A 17,609-nucleotide genomic window follows, 5' to 3' on the forward strand; every position below is an offset into this window, starting at 1 on the left:
TGGTGAGTCCAAGCCGCACGCCTCGCCGTCGTTCTAGTGCTCTGTTGCGGTCTCCGCACCGTGCCCGGTCAGCGAGCGCACATCCATCTCGGCTGCGAGTTCAGGATCCTCCTGCCGCTGAGAGGTGACCGTTCCCAGCCAGCCGAGTGCGAACCCGAGCGGAATGGAGACAATGCCGGGGTTCTTCAGGGGGAAAATCGCGAAGTTGACATCCGCGCCCAACATCGACGTTGGCGTGCCGCTCATCACTGGCGAGAAGACGATGAGCAGAACCGCTGCAGCCAGACCGCCGACCATGCTCCACACGGCACCTCGGGTGTTGAACCGCTTCCAGTACAGGGAGTAGAGAATCGTGGGTAGGTTCGCGCTTGCCGCAACGGCGAATGCGAGTGCCACAAGGAAGGCGATGTTTTGGCCTTGAACACCGATGCCTCCCAGTACTGCAAGCACACCGATCACCACGACGGTGCGTCGAGCGATCTTGACCTCAGCGTCGGGGTCTCCCTTGCCCTTCTTGATCACGTTCGAGTAAATGTCGTGAGCGAAGGATGCCGCCGCTGTGATCGTGAGCCCGGCAACGACCGCGAGGATCGTAGCGAAAGCGATCGCCGAGACGAAGCCCAAGAGCAATGGACCTCCGAGCTCAAGTGCCAGCAAAGGAGCCGCAGAGTTCACGCCGCCCGGTGCATTTTGGATGGTGTCGGAACCCACAAGGGCTGCAGCACCGTAGCCGAGCACGAGCGTGAGCAGGTAGAAGCCACCGATGAGCCAGATCGCCCACACCACTGAACGTCGTGCCTCTTTTGCCGTTGGCACCGTATAGAAGCGCATCAAGACGTGAGGCAAACCAGCGGTACCGAGCACGAGTGCAATCGATAGTGAGATGAAGTCGAGCGGATTGGAACCATATTGGAGCCCGGGTGCAAGGATCGCCACAGCAGGTGTAGCCACGGAATTGTCCACGGCACTCTGCAGCACACGTGAGAGATCGAATCCATTGAGAATGAGCACCCAGATGGTCATTGCGATCGCGGCCCCCACCAGCAGGAACGCTTTCACAATCTGCACCCAGGTGGTGCCCTTCATGCCGCCGATCAGCACATACAGGATCATGAGACCGCCGACGACCGCAACCACAACTGATTGACCGAGCTTGTCGTTGATACCGAGGAGCAGCGAGACCAGGCCACCGGCTCCGGCCATCTGCGCAAGCAGATAGAAGAAGCAGACTGCGAGCGTTGTTGCCGCGGCCGCCATCCTGACCGGGCGTTGCTTCAGACGGAATGACAAAACATCCGCCATCGTGAACTTGCCGGTGTTGCGCATCAACTCTGCAACCAAAAGCAGGGCGACGAGCCAGGCGACGAGGAAGCCGATGGAGTACAAGAATCCGTCGTACCCGTTGATCGCAATTGCTCCAACGATCCCGAGGAAGGATGCTGCCGACAGGTAGTCACCGGTGATCGCGAACCCGTTTTGTGGGCCCGTGAACGAGCGACCTCCGGCATAGTAATCCGCGGCCGTCGCGTTGTTGCGGCTGGCACGGATCACGATGAACAGCGTGATGGCCACAAATGCGAGAAAGATCGAAATGTTGAGAACCGGATTGCTCTGGGACTCCGCGTCTGCGGCGGCGGCAAGTGTGCTCAGGCTGAGGGCGATCATGCGACGGACTCCTTCGATTCAAGATCTGTTCTGATCTGGGCGGCAAGAGGATCCAGTTTGCGGTTGGCAAACGAGACATAGGTCATCGTGATCACGAAAGTACTCACGAACTGGCCAAAGCCGAGCAGTAGCCCGATATTGATAACACCGAAGACGGGGGTTGCCATGAAGTCATGCGCATAGGCGGCCAGAATCACGTAGCCGAAATACCAGAGCAGAAAGACAATCGTGAGCGGGAATACAAACGAGCGGTGTCGCCGTTTGAGTTCCACAAAAGCAGGGTCTTTCTCTTCTTCGCGGTAGTCGAGCCCGGCAGGCGCCCGTGGCGCGCTTTCAGGATCGGCGGGTGGGGCGGTTGTATCCCTGTTGGGGGAGCTTTCATCAGACATCTGGGGCCTCCTTGCCTCAAAAATTGATAGATGGGGTGGATCGTTTGAAACTAGCGAACGGGGGTGCGGCCTGCAGCGACAAAGAGGGGATCAAGTACCGTGATGTCTTCAATCGTCGGAGGAATACGCACTTCCTCGCCGTCAAAGATTTGGCGAATGGTTTTACGAAGGATCTTTCCGGAACGCGTCTTTGGCAACCTCTCGACAACCATCACGTCGCGGAACGCGGCCACTGGGCCAATGACCTCGCGTACAAGCGCCACAAGCTCTATGGCGAGATCGCTTTCTGACCGTGTGTGACCGTGTTTCATGGTGATGAAGCCGGCCGCGCGTTGGCCCTTTAGCTCGTCGTGCAGACCGAGAACGGCGCACTCGGCGACGTCAGGATGTTGGGAGAGAACTTCCTCAAGTGATCCTGTTGAGAGGCGGTGCCCGGCCACGTTGATGACATCGTCGGTGCGCCCCATCACGAAGAGGTAGCCGTCGTCGTCGAAATAGCCGGCATCACCCGTTGCGTAGTATCCGGGGAACTCGGCGAGATATGAGCTCACGAATCGTTCGGTGCTGCCCCACAGGCCGATAAGGGTGCCCGGAGGAAGCGGCAACTGAATTGCGATGTTTCCCTCGGTGCCTGGCTGAGTAACGTCATTGCCCTCGCGGTCGAGAATGCGGGGAAGGAAGCCGGGCATCGGCACGCCGGTCGATCCCGCTTTCGAGGGCAGTTGCTGCACACCACGAGGGTTCGCGCAGATCGGCCATCCGGTCTCTGTCTGCCACCAGTGATCGATGATGGGAACGTGGATGCCATTGTTGGCCCAGTGCCACGTCTCAGTGTCGAGTCGCTCGCCAGCGAGGTACACGGCCTTCAAGCTGGAGGTGTCGTATTTGCCGAGTTCTTCGAGCGTGGGATCTTCTCGGCGGATAGCGCGCAGCGCCGTCGGTGCGGTGTAGAGCACGTCGACCTTGTAATCCTCAATGAGCCGCCAGAACGTGCCAGCATCGGGCGTGCCGACGGGCTTACCTTCGTACAAAACTGTCGCCGCGCCCGCAATTAACGGACCATATACGATGAAGGAATGGCCAACGACCCAGCCAACATCCGAAGCGGTAAAGATGGTGTCTTGGTTGTCGATTCCGTAGATATGACTCATGGCCCATTCAAGAGCCACGGCGTAGCCGCCGGTGTCCCGAACCACCCCTTTGGGGCTCCCCGTGGTGCCTGATGTGTAGAGAATGTAGAGCGGATCTTGGGCGCGCATCTCAACAGCATCGGCGGGCAGTGCGGCAGACTCGAGCTGCTCCCAATCACGCCACGTCACGTCGACCGAGCCTCCGGCTGTGGCGCCATTAGCGTATTCGGTTATGTCGCCGTCGAGTTGAGGCCGGTCTTTGACCACAACATTTCGAACGCTTCCGGTACTCAGAGCGATCGCTTGGTGCAGGATTGGGAGGTACTCCACTGCACGGGATGGCTCGAGACCACCGGTTGCGGTGACGATCACTGAGGGCGTGGCGTCGTTGATCCGCACCGCTAATTCGCTTGCGGCAAAGCCGCCGAACACGACAGAGTGAATGGCCCCGATTCGAGCGCATGCGAGCATGGCCACAACCGCTTCGGGGATCATGGGCAGGTAGATCAAGACGCGGTCTCCCACACCAACGCCCAGTTCGTGTAGGCCTCCGGCAAAATTGCGGACGCGTTCGAGGAGCTGTGCGTAGCTCAATACACTCTGTTCTCCAGTCATCGCTGAATCGGAGATGAGCGCTGGTTGGTCTCCTCGTCCGGCGGCCACATGGCGGTCGAGCGTGTTGACGCTCATGTTGAGCGTTCCGTCGGCGAACCAAGAGCCCCGATCGGTCCCGGGTTCGGTTGCTTGCACCGGAGTGGCACACGTTGGTGGGGTGAACCAGTCGATGCGTTCTGCTTGGTGCAACCAGAATTCGTCGGGAGCGGAGGTCGCGTGGGCCTGAATCTCGGCGAAGGATCCGCTCTGGTGGGGCGCGCGAGGTATAGGTTCCCGTGGAGGCGTTCGCGCTGGCGAATGGGCATCTGACATCAATTTCTCCTTTGAAATGCTTGATGTGGAATTTCACTTGTGGGGTGAAAATCCCGTGCTAATCTCAGGCTACGTAGGGGCTTAAGGCACGTAATACCCCCGAAAGTTGGGAATCCGCAATGACGCAGACAGCTGAACCGAGTGACGTCGATCTGATCCAGAAAGCCACTCAAGAGGTCGCAGCAAGCACGGGATTTAGCTTGTCGTTTGGGGGCCTCATTTCAGGAACCGAGCTGACCATCAATGCGTTTAGCGGCGCTCGAACCGGCCGACTTGATGGGTTACAAGTGCGAAAAGAGCGAGGCCTCGGCGGGCTTGCAATGGCTCAGAAAAGCCCGCGTTTTACTCGCGACTACGAGCACTCTCCGCAAATCACGCACGATTATGATGCCCCCGTTCTCGGTGAAGGAGTGGTGTCACTTCTCGCCATTCCGATTGTTGCCTCGGGAACGCTGCGGGGGTTAATCTATGCGGGTTCGCACTCACTTCTCATGCCAGACACTGTCGCCGCCCGCCCTGCCGTCGCAATCGCAGACGCACTGGGCAGAGAGCTTGCTATCCGCGATGAGGTGACACGTCGGTTGGTGGCCTTACAGTCGCACCAGGGCGGAAGGTTGTCTCCCACAGCTGAGGAGCACCTGCGGGAACAATTTGCGCAGATCCGCCAGCTCGCCGCCGACGTCTCTGACCGCGACGTCCGGCTGAAGCTTCGAAGCATTGGGCGGAGCCTTGCCGACGTTTTAGGAGATGAGTCAAATGATACTCAGCTGAACGCGGCGGCCGTTCTGCTATCTCCGCGAGAGATAGACGTGCTCTCGTACGTCGCGCTCGGCTACACCAACGCGCGTACGGCGGCGCTGCTCTACCTCACCGAGCAAACCGTCAAGGGCTATCTCAGTAGCGCAATGAAAAAACTCGACGCATCTTCGCGCTATGCAGCGGTAGCAATCGCGCGAAAACAGGGGCACCTGCCCTAGCGAAAGTGGGATGCGGCGGGCGACATTGGCACGTTCTGATCGGCGATCGGCGAATGATATCGTTGTCACTGCAGCACGGGCCCTTGGCGCAGTTGGTAGCGCGCCTCGTTCGCATCGAGGAGGTCAGGAGTTCAAATCTCCTAGGGTCCACTCCGTAGCCGTAGCCGTAGCCGTAGCCGTAGCCGTAGCCGTAGCCGTAGCCGTAGCCGTAGCCGTAGCCGTAGCCGTAGCCGTAGCTAGTCGGCGATGTTCATGAGCAGATGGCCTGACGCCACCGTCAAGCCGACTCGCGCGTTCACTGACGCCACAACGCCGTCTTTGTGGGCCACCAGCGGTTGCTCCATCTTCATCGCCTCGAGCACAAGGATGAGGTCTCCTTTGATGACCTTGTCGCCCTCGGCAACAGCAACCTTCACGACCGTCGCCTGCATCGGGGCCTTCACTGAGTCACCGGTGATGGTGTTCACGGCGGAGGCCGCGCGACGCTTGGGGGCGGCGGTGAGGATAGCCCCGGTTGTGGCGCTGGGGGTCAGCTTTGAAGGCAGGTTCACTTCGACGCGCTTACCCGCAACCTCCACTACAACGTTGTGTCGCGGGGCAGGGGCCGGATCGGCGAGCGAACCCGTCCACGGCTCGATGTCGTTGTCGAATTCGGTCTCGATCCAGCGGGTGTAAATCGTGAATGGGTTACTCGTAAATGCAGGATCGCGAACGATCTTGCGGTGGAACGGCAGCACAGTGGGAAGGCCGGCAACCTCAAACTCGTCGAGTGCACGGCGTGAACGCTCAAGGGCATCCTCACGGCTAGAGCCAGTGACGATGAGCTTCGCCAGAAGCGAGTCGAATGCGCCGCTGATCTCATCGCCGGTAGTGACACCGCTGTCGACACGCACGCCGGGGCCGCCGGGCATGCGCAACACGTGCACCGGGCCGGGGGAGGGCATGAAATTGAGTCCGGCATCCTCACCATTGATGCGGAACTCAAAAGAGTGACCGCGGGGGGCGGGGTCGTCGTAATCGAGAACACCACCCTCGGCGATGCGGAACTGTTCACGAACCAGGTCGATACCGGTGACCTCTTCAGAGACGGGGTGTTCAACCTGCAGGCGCGTGTTTACCTCAAGGAACGAAACTGTGCCGTCTTTGGCAACCAAGAACTCGCAGGTTCCGGCACCGAGGTAGCCGACTTCGCGCAGGATTGCCTTAGAAGACTCATACAGGGCCTTGTTCTGCTCATCGCTGAGGAACGGCGCCGGTGCCTCCTCAACAAGCTTCTGGTGGCGACGCTGCAGCGAACAGTCGCGGGTAGAAATCACAACAACGTTGCCGTGCGCATCCGCAAGACACTGCGTTTCGACGTGACGGGGCTGATCGAGGTACTTCTCGACGAAGCACTCACCGCGACCGAATGCGGCAACAGCCTCGCGCGTTGCAGAATCAAATAGTTCGGGGATCTCTTCACGCGTACGCGCAACCTTGAGACCGCGCCCGCCACCACCGAATGCCGCTTTGATGGCAACGGGGAGACCGTGCAGGTCAACAAAGTCGAGCACCTCCGCGGCGCCACTCACCGGGTTCAGGGTTCCAGGAGCCAGTGGCGCACCCACCTTTTCTGCAATGTGGCGGGCAGAAACCTTATCGCCGAGCTTCTCGATCGCCTCGGGAGATGGACCGATCCAGATGATGCCCGCGTCAATAACAGCGCGAGCGAATTCTGCGTTCTCCGCTAAGAAGCCATATCCCGGGTGGATCGCATCAGCACCCGAACGGCGAGCAATCGACAGGATCTTGTCGATGACGAGGTAGGTTTCGGCGCTGGTTGTACCGTCGAGGGCGTACGCCTCATCGGCAAGCTTGACGTGCCGGGCATCCCGATCCTGGTCTGCATACACCGCGACCGAGGCAATGCCGCTGTCTTTAGCGGCGCGGATAACGCGAACGGCGATCTCTCCGCGGTTGGCGATGAGCACCTTCGTAATTCGAGCCATAGTTACCTAGCCTAAGGGGGTAAGGGCCGAAGCCTTGAGATATCGCATACAAAAATAGGCGCCAAGCACTGTGGATGCCTACAGTCCGGGGTGCTCGATATTCCAGAGATCAGTCCACTCGGCATCGAATTCGCGCAGCAGTTGACGCAGTAAAGAGACCGAGAGCCCCACAACGGCGTGTGGATCACCCTCAATACGTGTGATGAAGGCCGCACCCAAGCTATCAATTGTGAAAGCACCAGCGACCTTCAGAGGTTCACCCGTTGCGACATAGGCATCGATCTCGGCATCGCTGATGTTGGAAGCAAAGGTGACACTCGCGCTCGACACTGCCCCGGTCGCCCCACGGACTTCACCGCCGCGGTGATCGATAAGCCAATGACCCGAATGCAACACCCCAGTGCGGCCCCGCTGTGCGGCCCAGCGCTGGGTAGCAATTTCTGGCTCATGAGGTTTTCCAAACAATTGGCCATCCAATTCGAAAGCAGAATCGCCCCCAAGAATGAACCCATCGATGGGATGCCCGTTGATGCGCGAATCGGTCACGGCTTCGGCCTTAGCGCGGGCCAATAACTCAACAAGGGCGGGGCCGTTGAGGGGCCCAGGAGCTGCCGCCGCCACCGCTTCTTCATCGACACCCGACACCAGAAGGATCGGCTCAACACCGGCCGCACGCAGGGTCGCAAGCCGTGCGGGAGAGGTGGAGGCAAGATAAAGGCGCACAAGGATCCTATGCTCAAGGGATGGGTGAATGGCTAGGCCAAATGATCGAAGTAGACGTTACCAACATTGCGCACGGGGGTGTCAGTGTTGCGCGTCACGATGGTCGTGTCGTTTTTGTTTCTGACGCAATCCCCGGTGAGCGCGTGCTCGTGCGCATTACCGACGACAAGAAGAAATCGTTCTGGCGCGCAGAAACGGTGAAAGTGGTCACCGCCAGTAAGCACCGCAAAGACCACGTGTGGTCGGCGGCGAGCATCGACCGCGATCCGGACAACCGGGCCGGTGGTGCCGAATTCGGTCACATTGAGCTCAGTCACCAGCGCACTCTCAAAGCCCAGATCTTGCGCGAATCGCTCGAGCGCATGGCGAAAGTCACCCACGCTCCGGTCGTCGAAGTTGTTCCCGGTGATGACGAACGGAATGGACTCGGATGGCGCACCCGGGTCAGCCTCCACGTCAACGACGCAGGAAACCTGGGCCCATTCGCGGCCCGCTCACACCGAGTGATCTCGGTTCGCGACCTGCCACTGGCAACCCCCGAGCTTTCGGCGGCGGCCCCCCTCGACCAAAACTTTGCGGGGTTCGAACGCGTTGACGTTCTCAATCCCAGCTCAGGCGGCGTGCGGCTGATTATGGGTAAACAAAAGCCGCAGGTCATCACCGAGTTGGTGGGGGAGCGCGAATTCTCGCTACTCGACTCCGGGTTCTGGCAAGTGCACCACGGCGCCGCCGAAGTGCTGACCGCGGCCGTGCAAGACGCGATCGATCCAGAATTGTTTGACCCCGCGGCATCCAATCTGGATCTTTATGGTGGCGTTGGTCTATTCGCCGCAGCTGTGGGCGACAAGTTTGGTCCGGCAACCAAAATTACGACGGTTGAAGCAGAGTCTTCGGCTACTGATCACGCCGCCCAGAACCTCTCGGAATGGTTGGGTGCCCGCGCGGAGACGGGCCGCGTTGATCGGTGGCTTCGTCAATTGGTGACCGGTGCGAGCGCAACGGAACGTGCTCGACTTGAACGCGCCACCGTTGTGCTTGACCCTCCCCGTTCTGGTGCCGGCCGCGAAGTGGTCGAATTGCTGGCATCGGCCGCACCGGCTCACGTGGTTTATGTGGCCTGTGACCCGGTGGCATTCGCCCGCGATGTGGCATTCTTCGCCGAAAAGGGATACACCCTCCGCGCAGTGCGGGCATTCGATCTGTTCCCGCACACGCATCACGTTGAAGCAGTGGGAACGTTTACTCGAGATTGACTACGCGTGTTGGCCGTGAGGTGAGCGTGAGTGGGAACCAACGTGACTACGATGGGGGACAGAAACTCAGGAGGACGCCACATGGCCGAGACAGAACCATCCGGGACGGCTTTAACCAGTGGGAGCGCGCAGAGCAAAGTCACTGTTGCTGTCGTTGATGACCACGAATCGGTTCGGCTTGGGCTCAAAGCCGCCTTTATCGATGAGGGCTACGATTTTGTGATGGCCGCGGCGACCGTTAAGGAACTCGTTGAAGGGCTTAACGGGCGCGAAGTAGATGTCGTTGTGCTCGACCTTTCGCTCGGTGATGGCTCCACCGTCACTGACAACGTCAAAAACGTTCAGGCCACCGGATCAGCGGTGCTCGTGCACAGTATTGCCGATCGTGTCGCAAGCGTTCGCGAGGCTCTCGCGGCCGGGGCAGCAGGGGTCATCCCCAAGTCATCCGCCACCAAAACGGTGCTCGCGGCTGCGGCGACCGTTGCGCGCGGCGAGGTGCTCAATAACCTTGAATGGGCGACCGCGATCGATGCTGATCGCGATTTCGCAAAGGCACAATTGGGGCGTCGCGAACGCGAAATTCTTCACCTTTATGCCTCCGGCTTGCCGCTCAAGCTTGCGGCACAGCAGCTAGGAATTGGTTACTCGACTGCGCGCGAATATCTTGACCGCATCCGCGTAAAGTATGTCGAGGTTGGCCGGCCAGCGCCGACGAAGGTGGACCTCTTGCGTCGTGCCGTCGAAGACGGAATCTTGCCGGGACTCGACTCGGAAGGCGTTGATGGTCGCTAGGCTCGAGGTGGCGCGCCAAGCGCCGGCGGTGAAGCAGCCGCGAAACCCGATCAGCCGCAAACAGGTTGAACGGGTCATTTCGCGTTCGGTCGCGGTGATTGGCGTTGTCTTTGGCGTTCAAACCATCCCGTGGCTCTTGTCGCAACTGGATGAAGCGCAGCCCTGGTGGTTGATTGTCACGGTGCCGTCGCTCTTCGGCCTATTGATCGTCGTGGTTGTTGCGTCATTCGCGAATCGTTGGGTGCGCGAAGCCCATGGCACTTTCGCGGTGATCTATTTTTTGGCGCTCGTCAGTTGGCCCTTCACGGTGCTTCCTGGAGTGGAAGTCTTCAACGGAATTCACTGGCTCGATTACCTCATCACCGTCGGCACTGCAATGGCGACGATCGCTTTTAGGCCGGTTCTCGCGGGTATTTATCTTTTTGCCGCCCCGATTGTGTACGGCATCGTGCGAAGTCTTCCCGAGGGCGGAGGGGCAACGGTGGAATTGGCTATTTTGGAATCTTTCTACGCCCTCATCTTGGGCAGCGCAATCATGATCATCGTGACAATGCTGCGCCAAGCCGCCTCCACCGTCGATAACGCTCAAGCGACCGCGCTGGGACGGTATGGCAACGCAGTGCGGCAGCACGCGACAGAAGTGGAGCGCGTTCAGGTTGATTCGATCCTTCACGACAGCGTGCTCACGACCCTGATCTCTGCCGCGCGTTCCTACACCCCCGAGGCGGAACGCCTGAGCGCTGTCATGGCTGGAAACGCGATTGGTCATCTGAAGGAAGCAGCATCGACGTCTCCGGATGACCGTTCCACCGTGCAGGCCACGGAACTCGCCGGGCGGGTGGTGACCTCCGCGGAGATGCTTGACTCGAACTTCACTTGTTCGGTGCGCAGCGTCGGTGCACGGTCGTTTCCAGCGATCGCGGCGGAGGCTGTCCACTCAGCTGCCGTGCAAGCGATGGTGAACAGTCTTCAACACGCCGGTGGGTCAGATGTCGAGCGCCACGTGACCGTTCGCGGGCTGGAAGGAAACGGCATCGAGGTTCAGGTCATCGACACGGGTCGAGGATTCGATTTGGACCGCATCCCTGACGAGCGTTTTGGGGTGCGGGTCTCGATCGTGGAGCGCGTTGCCAACGCCGGTGGCCGCACCATGATCAGGTCTGCGCCGGGAACGGGCACCCTCGTGTGCATTCAGTGGCCCCTGGGTGATGAGAAGTACGGAGCACCAAGCGACGATGACGGCGACGGGCGCACCTCGTGAAGATCGGAGTACCCCGTTACCTGATAGTCGGTCTGGCGGCCCTCTTCTCCGCCTACCACGTGGTTTTGGCAAACTATACGATTGAGGTGGCCGCCCGCCCGATCCCCATTTATATCGCAACATCGCTCTACCTTATTGCGACGATCATTAGCCTCTTGCCGTGGGGTCCCCTGCGGATGCCCGTCTGGATGGCAACTTTCAATTTTGCCACCGTCGTGGCAATTACTCTCCTCGTTGCCAACGAACTCGATTTTGGTCGTGAGGGTGGAACGGGGTATGCCACGTGGTACGTCGCAGCCAGTGGCACACTGCTCACGATTACCTCCACGCGAGGACGCCACACGTTTGCGTGGCTGGGGATCGGATTTCTTGTCGCCCACACGTTCAGCCTCGGGCCAGTGGGCCCCGCCGGTCTCTTCAGCCTCGGCATCGTCGGCAGTGCGTCGTGGGTTGCGGTCTCGCACGTTCTGAGTAGCGGCCTCGCCAAGGCGACTAAGGATGCACGGCGCTTCGTTCTTGCCGAGCAGGAAGCCACCGACTGGCAAGCGGCTCAGGACGCTCATGTGCATGAGCGACAGTTCCGACTCGAACAGACCGGCGCGATGGCGTTGACAATGCTTCAGCGCATCCAGGCAACAAGCGGCGACCTTTCGGAGGAGGAACGCCGGGAGTGTCTCCACCTTGAGGGCGCGATTCGTGACGAAATCCGTGGTCGCAAGCTGCTCAACGATGCCGTGCGTGATCAGGTCATGAATGCGCGACGGCGTGGGGCAACCGTGACGCTTCTCGACGAGGGAGGAATCGACGATCTGTCTGATGCTGATCTCGACAGAGTGCTCACGAGGCTCGCGCTCGCAATCGAATCCACCAGTGCTGACAAGATAATTGCTCGCACCGTGCCCGAGGGCTCGGATGTAGCTATCACCGTGGTTGGTCTTCACAGCGCTGGTGACGGTGAGTCGACCGCCCTCGGGCAAGACTCGCTTGAGGATGACGTGGTGGATATCTGGCTGGAGATCCCGCGCGTCAGCACCCTGCAGTCCAGCCTCGAGCGGGAGTAATGCCAGCCTCGAGTGGGTTAATGGCAGCCTCGAGTGGGTTAATGGCAGAAGAACCGGAGTGGCTATCAGAAGCACTTCTCCGGCCCTTCGCTAGAACCCGGGTCAGGACGATAACCCGAATACCGTCCTGACCCGCCCCCAAAGAATTGGCCCGCTTACCCTAGTTGGCCAATCTTTGGCGGTGTAACTCCTGTGGAGAGACACCTAGCACTTAACATTCTGCACCAAGAATTGGGACTGCAAAGTCGGTTCTTTGGGGGACTCTCGGGGGACAATAATCAGCTAATAGTGCGGAAAACACTGAATTTGCTGGGAATTGAACGGATTCCAGAGTATTCAAATGGGGTACGGTCTCGCAGTCGGCGGAGTCTCGAGCGAAACAAACCTTAGTGCCGTGCGCTCGCGTTCCACTCACCGGGGCCGGGAGATAGTGGCGCGCGAATGGGCCGCTGGGTGCGTGCCCACGTCGACTCCGGCGCCAGTTCGCCCGCCCCGGCTAGCTCTCCAGACTCGGCAAGCGCTGTACGCACGACTGCGGTCGCTGCCGCGGCTTCCTCCGGCGTAACGTTCGTCGAGACGATTCGGATGTCGGGAAGACTTTCGCCGGTATCGGGGTCGATCACAGGGGGATATTTCCGTGCTTCTTGGGCGGCACACTCGCTCTTTTGGTGCGGAGCGCACGCAGCGCCTTGACGACCTGCACGCGAGTCGCCGCAGGTTCTATGACCCCGTCGAGCTCGCCACGTTCAGCGGCCAGGAATGGGCTAGCGACGTTGTAGGTGTATTCGTTGGCGAGGCGGGTGCGCACTGCTGCGACATCCTCACCCGCAGCTTCTGCAGCCTTGATCTCGCCGCGGTACAGAATGTTGACAGCGCCCTGGCCCCCCATCACTGCGATCTCAGCGGTTGGCCACGCATAGTTGAGGTCTGCCCCCAACTGCTTAGAGCCCATCACGATGTACGCGCCGCCATAGGCCTTGCGGGTGATGACGGTCACCAATGGCACTGTCGCTTCGGCATAGGCATAAAGGAGTTTGGCGCCGCGGCGAATAACACCGGTCCACTCTTGGTCGGTGCCGGGGAGGTAGCCGGGAACATCCACAAGCGTCAGAATTGGGATGCTAAACGCGTCACAGAACCGCACAAACCGCGCCGCTTTCTCACCGGCCTCGATATTGAGGGTTCCGGCCATTGCCTGCGGCTGGTTGGCGATGATGCCCACTGAGCGGCCCTCAACGCGACCAAAACCGACAACGATGTTGGGGGCGAACAGTGGCTGCGTCTCCAAGAAATCACCGTTGTCGACGATGTGCTCGATGATCGTCTTTACGTCGTAGGGCTGATTGGGGCTGTCGGGGATGATCGTGTTGAGTTTGCGATCCTCGTCCGTGATTTCCAACTCGACTTCGCTCTCGTAGAGTGGCGGATCCGAGAGGTTATTGTCGGGCAGAAACCCGACCAGCGTGCGGGCGTAGTCGAGGGCATCCGCTTCGTCGCTGGCAAGGTAGTGCGCGACACCGGAAACCTTGTTGTGGGTGAGCGCGCCCCCCAGCTCCTCCATGCCAACATCTTCACCCGTGACGGTTTTGATGACGTCGGGGCCGGTCACAAACATCTGGCTGGTTTTGTCGACCATGATGACGAAGTCGGTTAGCGCGGGGGAGTAGACGGCTCCACCGGCGGCCGGACCCATAATGATTGAGATCTGAGGGATAACGCCAGAAGCCTGGGTGTTGCGACGGAAGATTTCGCCGTACTTGCCGAGAGCCACAACGCCCTCCTGAATGCGAGCCCCGCCGGAGTCAAGCATTCCGATGATCGGAACACCCGTCTTCATCGCGTGGTCCATGACCTTGATGATCTTCTCGCCGGCGACCTCGCCGAGTGAGCCACCAAAGATGGTGAAGTCTTGGGCGTAGACCGCAACTTGGCGACCGTGGATCGTGCCAACACCGGTGACGACGGCATCACCATAGGGGCGCTTTTTCTCCATGCCAAAGGCGTGGGTGCGGTGGCGAACAAACTCATCCAGTTCAACGAACGATCCGTGATCGAGCAACTGTTCGATGCGCTCTCGGGCGGTCATTTTGCCCTTAGCGTGCTGCTTCTCGATTGCCGCATCACCGCTGGCGGTCACGGCTTCGTGATAGCGGTTCTTGAGATCGGCAATCCGGCCGGCGGTCGTGAACATGTCTGGAGTCGTATTGTCTTCGGTCACTGTGTCACTTTACCCACCCATCGCCCGCTTGTGTGGTTGGCGGAACCCACAAGTTTGTGGTCGGTTTCATTGAGGAAACACTAGAGACGGGGCCCCGCCCTCTACGCTGAAGTGATGCACCTGCCACTGAGTTCCGCTGTCGTGCCGCTGCTTGATTACGTCGATGCGGTTGGCTCGACCAATCATGAGCTGCTGGCGCGGGCGGCCAGAGGCGACGCGCAGCACCTGTCTGCGCTGGTGACCACGAATCAGACAGCCGGTCGCGGCCGACTGGGCCGAGAGTGGATCGCACCCCCCGGAAAAACGCTCGCCGTCTCGGTGTTGCTGGCGCCGACGCAGGCATCCATCGAATCGTTGTCGTGGATGCCGCTCATCGGTGGCCTGGCAATGGCGCGGGCCGTGCGCGGCTTGGTGAACGATCGCACAGTCACCCTTAAGTGGCCCAATGATGTTCAGATCGAGGGGATGAAGGTGTCAGGGCTGCTCTCCGAACTGGTGGCGGATGGTTCGGGGGTGGTTGTTGGTGCGGGGCTGAACCTCACTATCGAGCGCGATGAGCTGCCAACATCCGTTTCGACGTCCCTGCTGTTGGAAGATGCAGAACCGGGCGTCGATCTCGCGCTGAGCAGTTATTTGAGAGAACTGAGGAGCCTGTTCGAGCAGTATTGTGAGGGCGAGTTCGACGCTGTGCACAGTGGAATAGCGGATGCCGTACGCACCGAATGTGGAACGATCGGTCGTCGTGTGAGAGTTGAGCTTCCCGGGGGTGCCCGTATCTTTGGTACCGCCGAAACTGTCGATGATCATGGCCAGCTGGTCGTGAAGGATGACGCGAACGGCAGCCTCCAGCACGTCGCGGCCGGGGACGTCACCCACCTGCGGTATGAATGAGTCATGCGAAATGAGACGGTGAGCGTTCAACGCGAGGCGATAGTCGCGCGCGTTCGTTCGCACGCCCGCGCGCTGATTTTTCCCGGCATCGTGCTGCTTGCCGCGGCCGGAGCTCTCGGCTATTTCTTTGGCAGCTTTCCCGAAGACTGGCAGAACCTTGCCGTTCTTACGGCGGGTATTCTGCTGATCGTCGTGGCGTGGTTTTTGCCGTTCTTTGGGTGGCTCGCCAGAAACTACACCATCACCACACGTCGAATTGTGCTCTCGAGCGGGGTCTTCGTTCGTGTCAGACAGGAACTGTTGCATAGCCGCGGCTATGACGTCACGGTGCGTCAAAACTGGGTGCAGCGCATGTTCGGCAGCGGTGATCTTGTCGTTAACGCTGGCCATGATTATCCGGTCGTTCTGCGCGACATTCCCTCGGTCACGATCACTCAGGCAGCGTTGCACGACCTCATGGAAAATAATCAGAATGTGGTTTCGATGAGGAGGCAACGCGACGAATCGCGGGCCTCAGACGAGACCACCGCGTGGGGCATCGGATAGGGTGCCGAGCGTGAAGATTTCCGTTGTTGGATGCGGCTACCTCGGTGCTGTTCATGCCTCCTCTCTTGCAAAACTTGGCCACGACGTTGTCGGCGTCGACATTGATCAGGCGAAAGTGGACCTGCTGGCATCTGCCCAAGCGCCGTTTTATGAGCCTGGGCTGCCCGAACTTCTGGGTGAAACGCTTGCCACGGGTGCGCTCGCATTCACGACCGACCTGAGCCGTGTTCGCGGTGCAGTTGTTCATTTCATCGCGGTGGGCACCCCCCAGCAGGAGAACTCAAACGCAGTAGATTTGCGTGCGGTGGAGTCGGCTTTTGATGCCATCATCCCGCACCTCACCGCGGGAGATGTCGTGGTGGGAAAGTCCACGGTTCCTGTGGGAACGGCCCAGCGACTTGCCGCACGTATTGAGGCTGTCGGTGCGCATGTGGTGTGGAATCCCGAGTTTTTGCGGGAAGGCTATGCGGTGAAAGACACCATCAGCCCTGATCGTCTGGTGTATGGGGTGCGCCCGGGTGATGACCATGCTGTTGCGGTACTTGATGAGGTTTATGCCTCCGTTCTCGCCCAGGACATTCCCCGGGTGGTCACCGATTTCGCAACCGCTGAGCTCGTCAAGGTCGCCGCGAATGCGTTCTTGGCCACCAAGATTTCGTTCATTAATGCAATGGCTGAGGTGGCGGAGGTCACCGGTGCTGATGTGACTCAGCTCGCGGATGCCATCGGTTACGATCAGCGCATTGGCCGCAAGTTTTTGAATGCCGGTCTCGGTTTCGGCGGTGGCTGTCTGCCCAAAGATATCCGTGGATTCATGGCGCGCGCCTCGGAGCTTGGCGCGGGAGACGCGCTGAACTTCTTAGGTGAGGTCGATGCGATCAACCTGCGTCGCCGCGAGCGCATGGTTGACCTGTGTCGCGAAGTGCTCGGCGGAACCATTGAGGGTGCGCGGATTGCGGTGTTGGGGCTCGCATTCAAGCCAGACTCTGACGATGTGAGAGATTCGCCCGCACTTGACGTTGCGGCGCGCCTCGCCGAATTAGGCGGGCGGGTTCGAGCTACCGATCCGCAGGCTATTGAAACGTCGCGACGGGTGCGCCCCGGACTCGACTACGTTGCCACCGCCAAAGAAGCGGCTCGCGATGCCGATGTTGTGCTGGTGCTCACCGAGTGGCGAGAGTATCGGGATATTGACCCCGACGAGTTTGGTTCAGTCGTTGCGGTGCGTGCGATCCTCGACGGGAGAAACTGTTTGGATCCGGTGCAGTGGCGTGAGGCCGGCTGGACCTATCGCGCGCTCGGTCGCCCCTAGAACGGCATCCGCCGCCGCATTTTCGGCTGCAAGCACTCCCCGGCTGGGGCTAAAAACCCACCAGCGGTAGAGGGCGAAACGGAACAGGGCGCCGAGTGCGAGACCCACAACGTTGGTGGCGATGTTGTCGGCGAGCAGCGAGGTGAAACCGAGCACATAGTGAGACACCCACAGGCACAGCACGCCAATTGCCATCCCCGCGATGCTCACAAGTGCGAACTCAACTCCCTCTCGGGTGGCGCCGGTACGGCCTGCGGTGGCAAAAGTCCAGCGACGATTGCCGATCCAGTTGGCACCAATGGCCAGCGTGGTGGAGATCACTTTGGCAAGAATCGGGCCTTCATGAACAACGTCGGGTGAGAGAATTGTGAGCCGCAATAGGTTGAATACGGCAATGTCGATCACAAGCCCGCCGAGGCCCACTACGCCGAAACGTAAGAATTGGCCGAGCAGCTTTCGCATGTGATCTCCGCAGT

16 protein-coding genes and 1 tRNA gene are annotated in these 17,609 nt (G+C 59.9%); 9 read left to right on the forward strand and 8 right to left on the reverse strand.

What is annotated here, in order from left to right; genetic code table 11:
- Positions 1-33: 33 nt before the first annotated feature.
- Genes FB472_RS11460 through FB472_RS11470 form a run of 3 tightly spaced genes read right to left on the reverse strand, consistent with a single transcriptional unit; the run spans position 34 to position 4,111 of the window.
- A complete protein-coding gene (locus FB472_RS11460; protein WP_141990996.1) occupies positions 34-1,665 on the reverse strand; it encodes a solute symporter family protein in 1,632 nt (543 codons plus the stop codon).
- Positions 1,662-2,054: a DUF485 domain-containing protein gene (locus FB472_RS11465; RefSeq protein WP_141990997.1), complete on the reverse strand. Its 393-nt coding sequence runs from the start codon at positions 2,052-2,054 to the stop codon at positions 1,662-1,664. The genes FB472_RS11460 and FB472_RS11465 overlap by 4 nt, the downstream gene beginning before the upstream one ends.
- A 50-nt stretch (positions 2,055-2,104) precedes the next feature.
- Positions 2,105-4,111, reverse strand: a complete 2,007-nt coding sequence (locus FB472_RS11470; protein ID WP_141990998.1) for an AMP-binding protein — start codon at positions 4,109-4,111, stop codon at positions 2,105-2,107.
- Positions 4,112-4,230: 119 nt separating this feature from the next.
- Between FB472_RS11470 and FB472_RS11475 the strand changes: the two genes are divergently transcribed.
- Positions 4,231-5,088 carry a LuxR C-terminal-related transcriptional regulator gene (locus FB472_RS11475; protein WP_141990999.1) on the forward strand — a complete coding sequence of 286 codons (858 nt, stop codon included), beginning with the start codon at positions 4,231-4,233 and terminating at the stop codon, positions 5,086-5,088.
- A 77-nt stretch (positions 5,089-5,165) separates the two neighbouring features.
- Positions 5,166-5,238: transfer RNA gene (locus FB472_RS11480), tRNA-Ala, on the forward strand.
- Positions 5,239-5,324: 86 nt separating this feature from the next.
- Here the strand turns inward: FB472_RS11480 and FB472_RS11490 are convergent.
- Entirely contained in the window at positions 5,325-7,076 is a 1,752-nt protein-coding gene (locus FB472_RS11490; protein ID WP_141991000.1) for an acetyl/propionyl/methylcrotonyl-CoA carboxylase subunit alpha, read from the reverse strand.
- Positions 7,077-7,154: 78 nt separating this feature from the next.
- On the reverse strand, positions 7,155-7,799 hold the full coding sequence (locus FB472_RS11495) for a Maf family protein (RefSeq protein ID WP_215730441.1): 645 nt from the start codon (positions 7,797-7,799) through the stop codon (positions 7,155-7,157).
- Between the two features lie 20 nt (positions 7,800-7,819).
- Between FB472_RS11495 and FB472_RS11500 the strand changes: the two genes are divergently transcribed.
- The 4 genes from FB472_RS11500 to FB472_RS11515 all read left to right on the forward strand — a co-directional run bounded on the left by FB472_RS11500 (position 7,820) and on the right by FB472_RS11515 (position 12,166).
- Positions 7,820-9,052 (forward strand): class I SAM-dependent RNA methyltransferase, encoded by a 1,233-nt coding sequence (locus tag FB472_RS11500; protein ID WP_141991002.1) that lies wholly within the window; start codon positions 7,820-7,822, stop codon positions 9,050-9,052.
- Between the two features lie 81 nt (positions 9,053-9,133).
- The gene (locus tag FB472_RS11505) at positions 9,134-9,844 is read left to right on the forward strand and encodes a response regulator transcription factor (protein ID WP_141991003.1); all 711 of its coding nucleotides are present in this window, start codon (positions 9,134-9,136) and stop codon (positions 9,842-9,844) included.
- Positions 9,834-11,105, forward strand: coding sequence for a sensor histidine kinase (locus tag FB472_RS11510; RefSeq protein WP_141991004.1), 1,272 nt, complete (start codon positions 9,834-9,836; stop codon positions 11,103-11,105). The genes FB472_RS11505 and FB472_RS11510 overlap by 11 nt, the downstream gene beginning before the upstream one ends.
- Positions 11,102-12,166 (forward strand): hypothetical protein, encoded by a 1,065-nt coding sequence (locus FB472_RS11515; protein ID WP_141991005.1) that lies wholly within the window; start codon positions 11,102-11,104, stop codon positions 12,164-12,166. The genes FB472_RS11510 and FB472_RS11515 overlap by 4 nt, the downstream gene beginning before the upstream one ends.
- Before the next feature lie 386 nt (positions 12,167-12,552).
- On the opposite strand, the gene FB472_RS11520 is transcribed toward FB472_RS11515, so the two are convergent.
- Together FB472_RS11520 and FB472_RS11525 are read right to left on the reverse strand one after the other, a co-directional pair.
- On the reverse strand, positions 12,553-12,789 hold the full coding sequence (locus FB472_RS11520) for an acyl-CoA carboxylase epsilon subunit (RefSeq protein WP_141991006.1): 237 nt from the start codon (positions 12,787-12,789) through the stop codon (positions 12,553-12,555).
- Positions 12,786-14,357: an acyl-CoA carboxylase subunit beta gene (locus tag FB472_RS11525; RefSeq protein WP_141991567.1), complete on the reverse strand. Its 1,572-nt coding sequence runs from the start codon at positions 14,355-14,357 to the stop codon at positions 12,786-12,788. The genes FB472_RS11520 and FB472_RS11525 overlap by 4 nt, the downstream gene beginning before the upstream one ends.
- Positions 14,358-14,498: 141 nt before the next feature.
- On the opposite strand from FB472_RS11525, the gene FB472_RS11530 reads away from it, so the two are divergent.
- From FB472_RS11530 to FB472_RS11540, 3 genes are read left to right on the forward strand one after another with little or no spacing between them, the layout of a single operon-like run.
- A complete protein-coding gene (locus FB472_RS11530) occupies positions 14,499-15,275 on the forward strand; it encodes a biotin--[acetyl-CoA-carboxylase] ligase (protein ID WP_141991007.1) in 777 nt (258 codons plus the stop codon).
- A 3-nt stretch (positions 15,276-15,278) separates the two neighbouring features.
- On the forward strand, positions 15,279-15,821 hold the full coding sequence (locus FB472_RS11535) for a PH domain-containing protein (RefSeq protein WP_141991008.1): 543 nt from the start codon (positions 15,279-15,281) through the stop codon (positions 15,819-15,821).
- 10 nt (positions 15,822-15,831) lie between these two features.
- Positions 15,832-17,133, forward strand: coding sequence for a UDP-glucose dehydrogenase family protein (locus FB472_RS11540; protein ID WP_141991009.1), 1,302 nt, complete (start codon positions 15,832-15,834; stop codon positions 17,131-17,133).
- Here the strand turns inward: FB472_RS11540 and FB472_RS11545 are convergent.
- Positions 17,032-17,595 (reverse strand): GtrA family protein, encoded by a 564-nt coding sequence (locus FB472_RS11545; protein WP_141991010.1) that lies wholly within the window; start codon positions 17,593-17,595, stop codon positions 17,032-17,034. The two genes, FB472_RS11540 and FB472_RS11545, sit on opposite strands and share 102 nt — an antisense overlap.
- Between the last annotated feature and the right edge of the window lie 14 nt (positions 17,596-17,609).

It is taken from the genome of Rhodoglobus vestalii, from assembly GCF_006788895.1.
Taxonomy (GTDB): Bacteria; Actinomycetota; Actinomycetes; order Actinomycetales; family Microbacteriaceae; genus Rhodoglobus; species Rhodoglobus vestalii.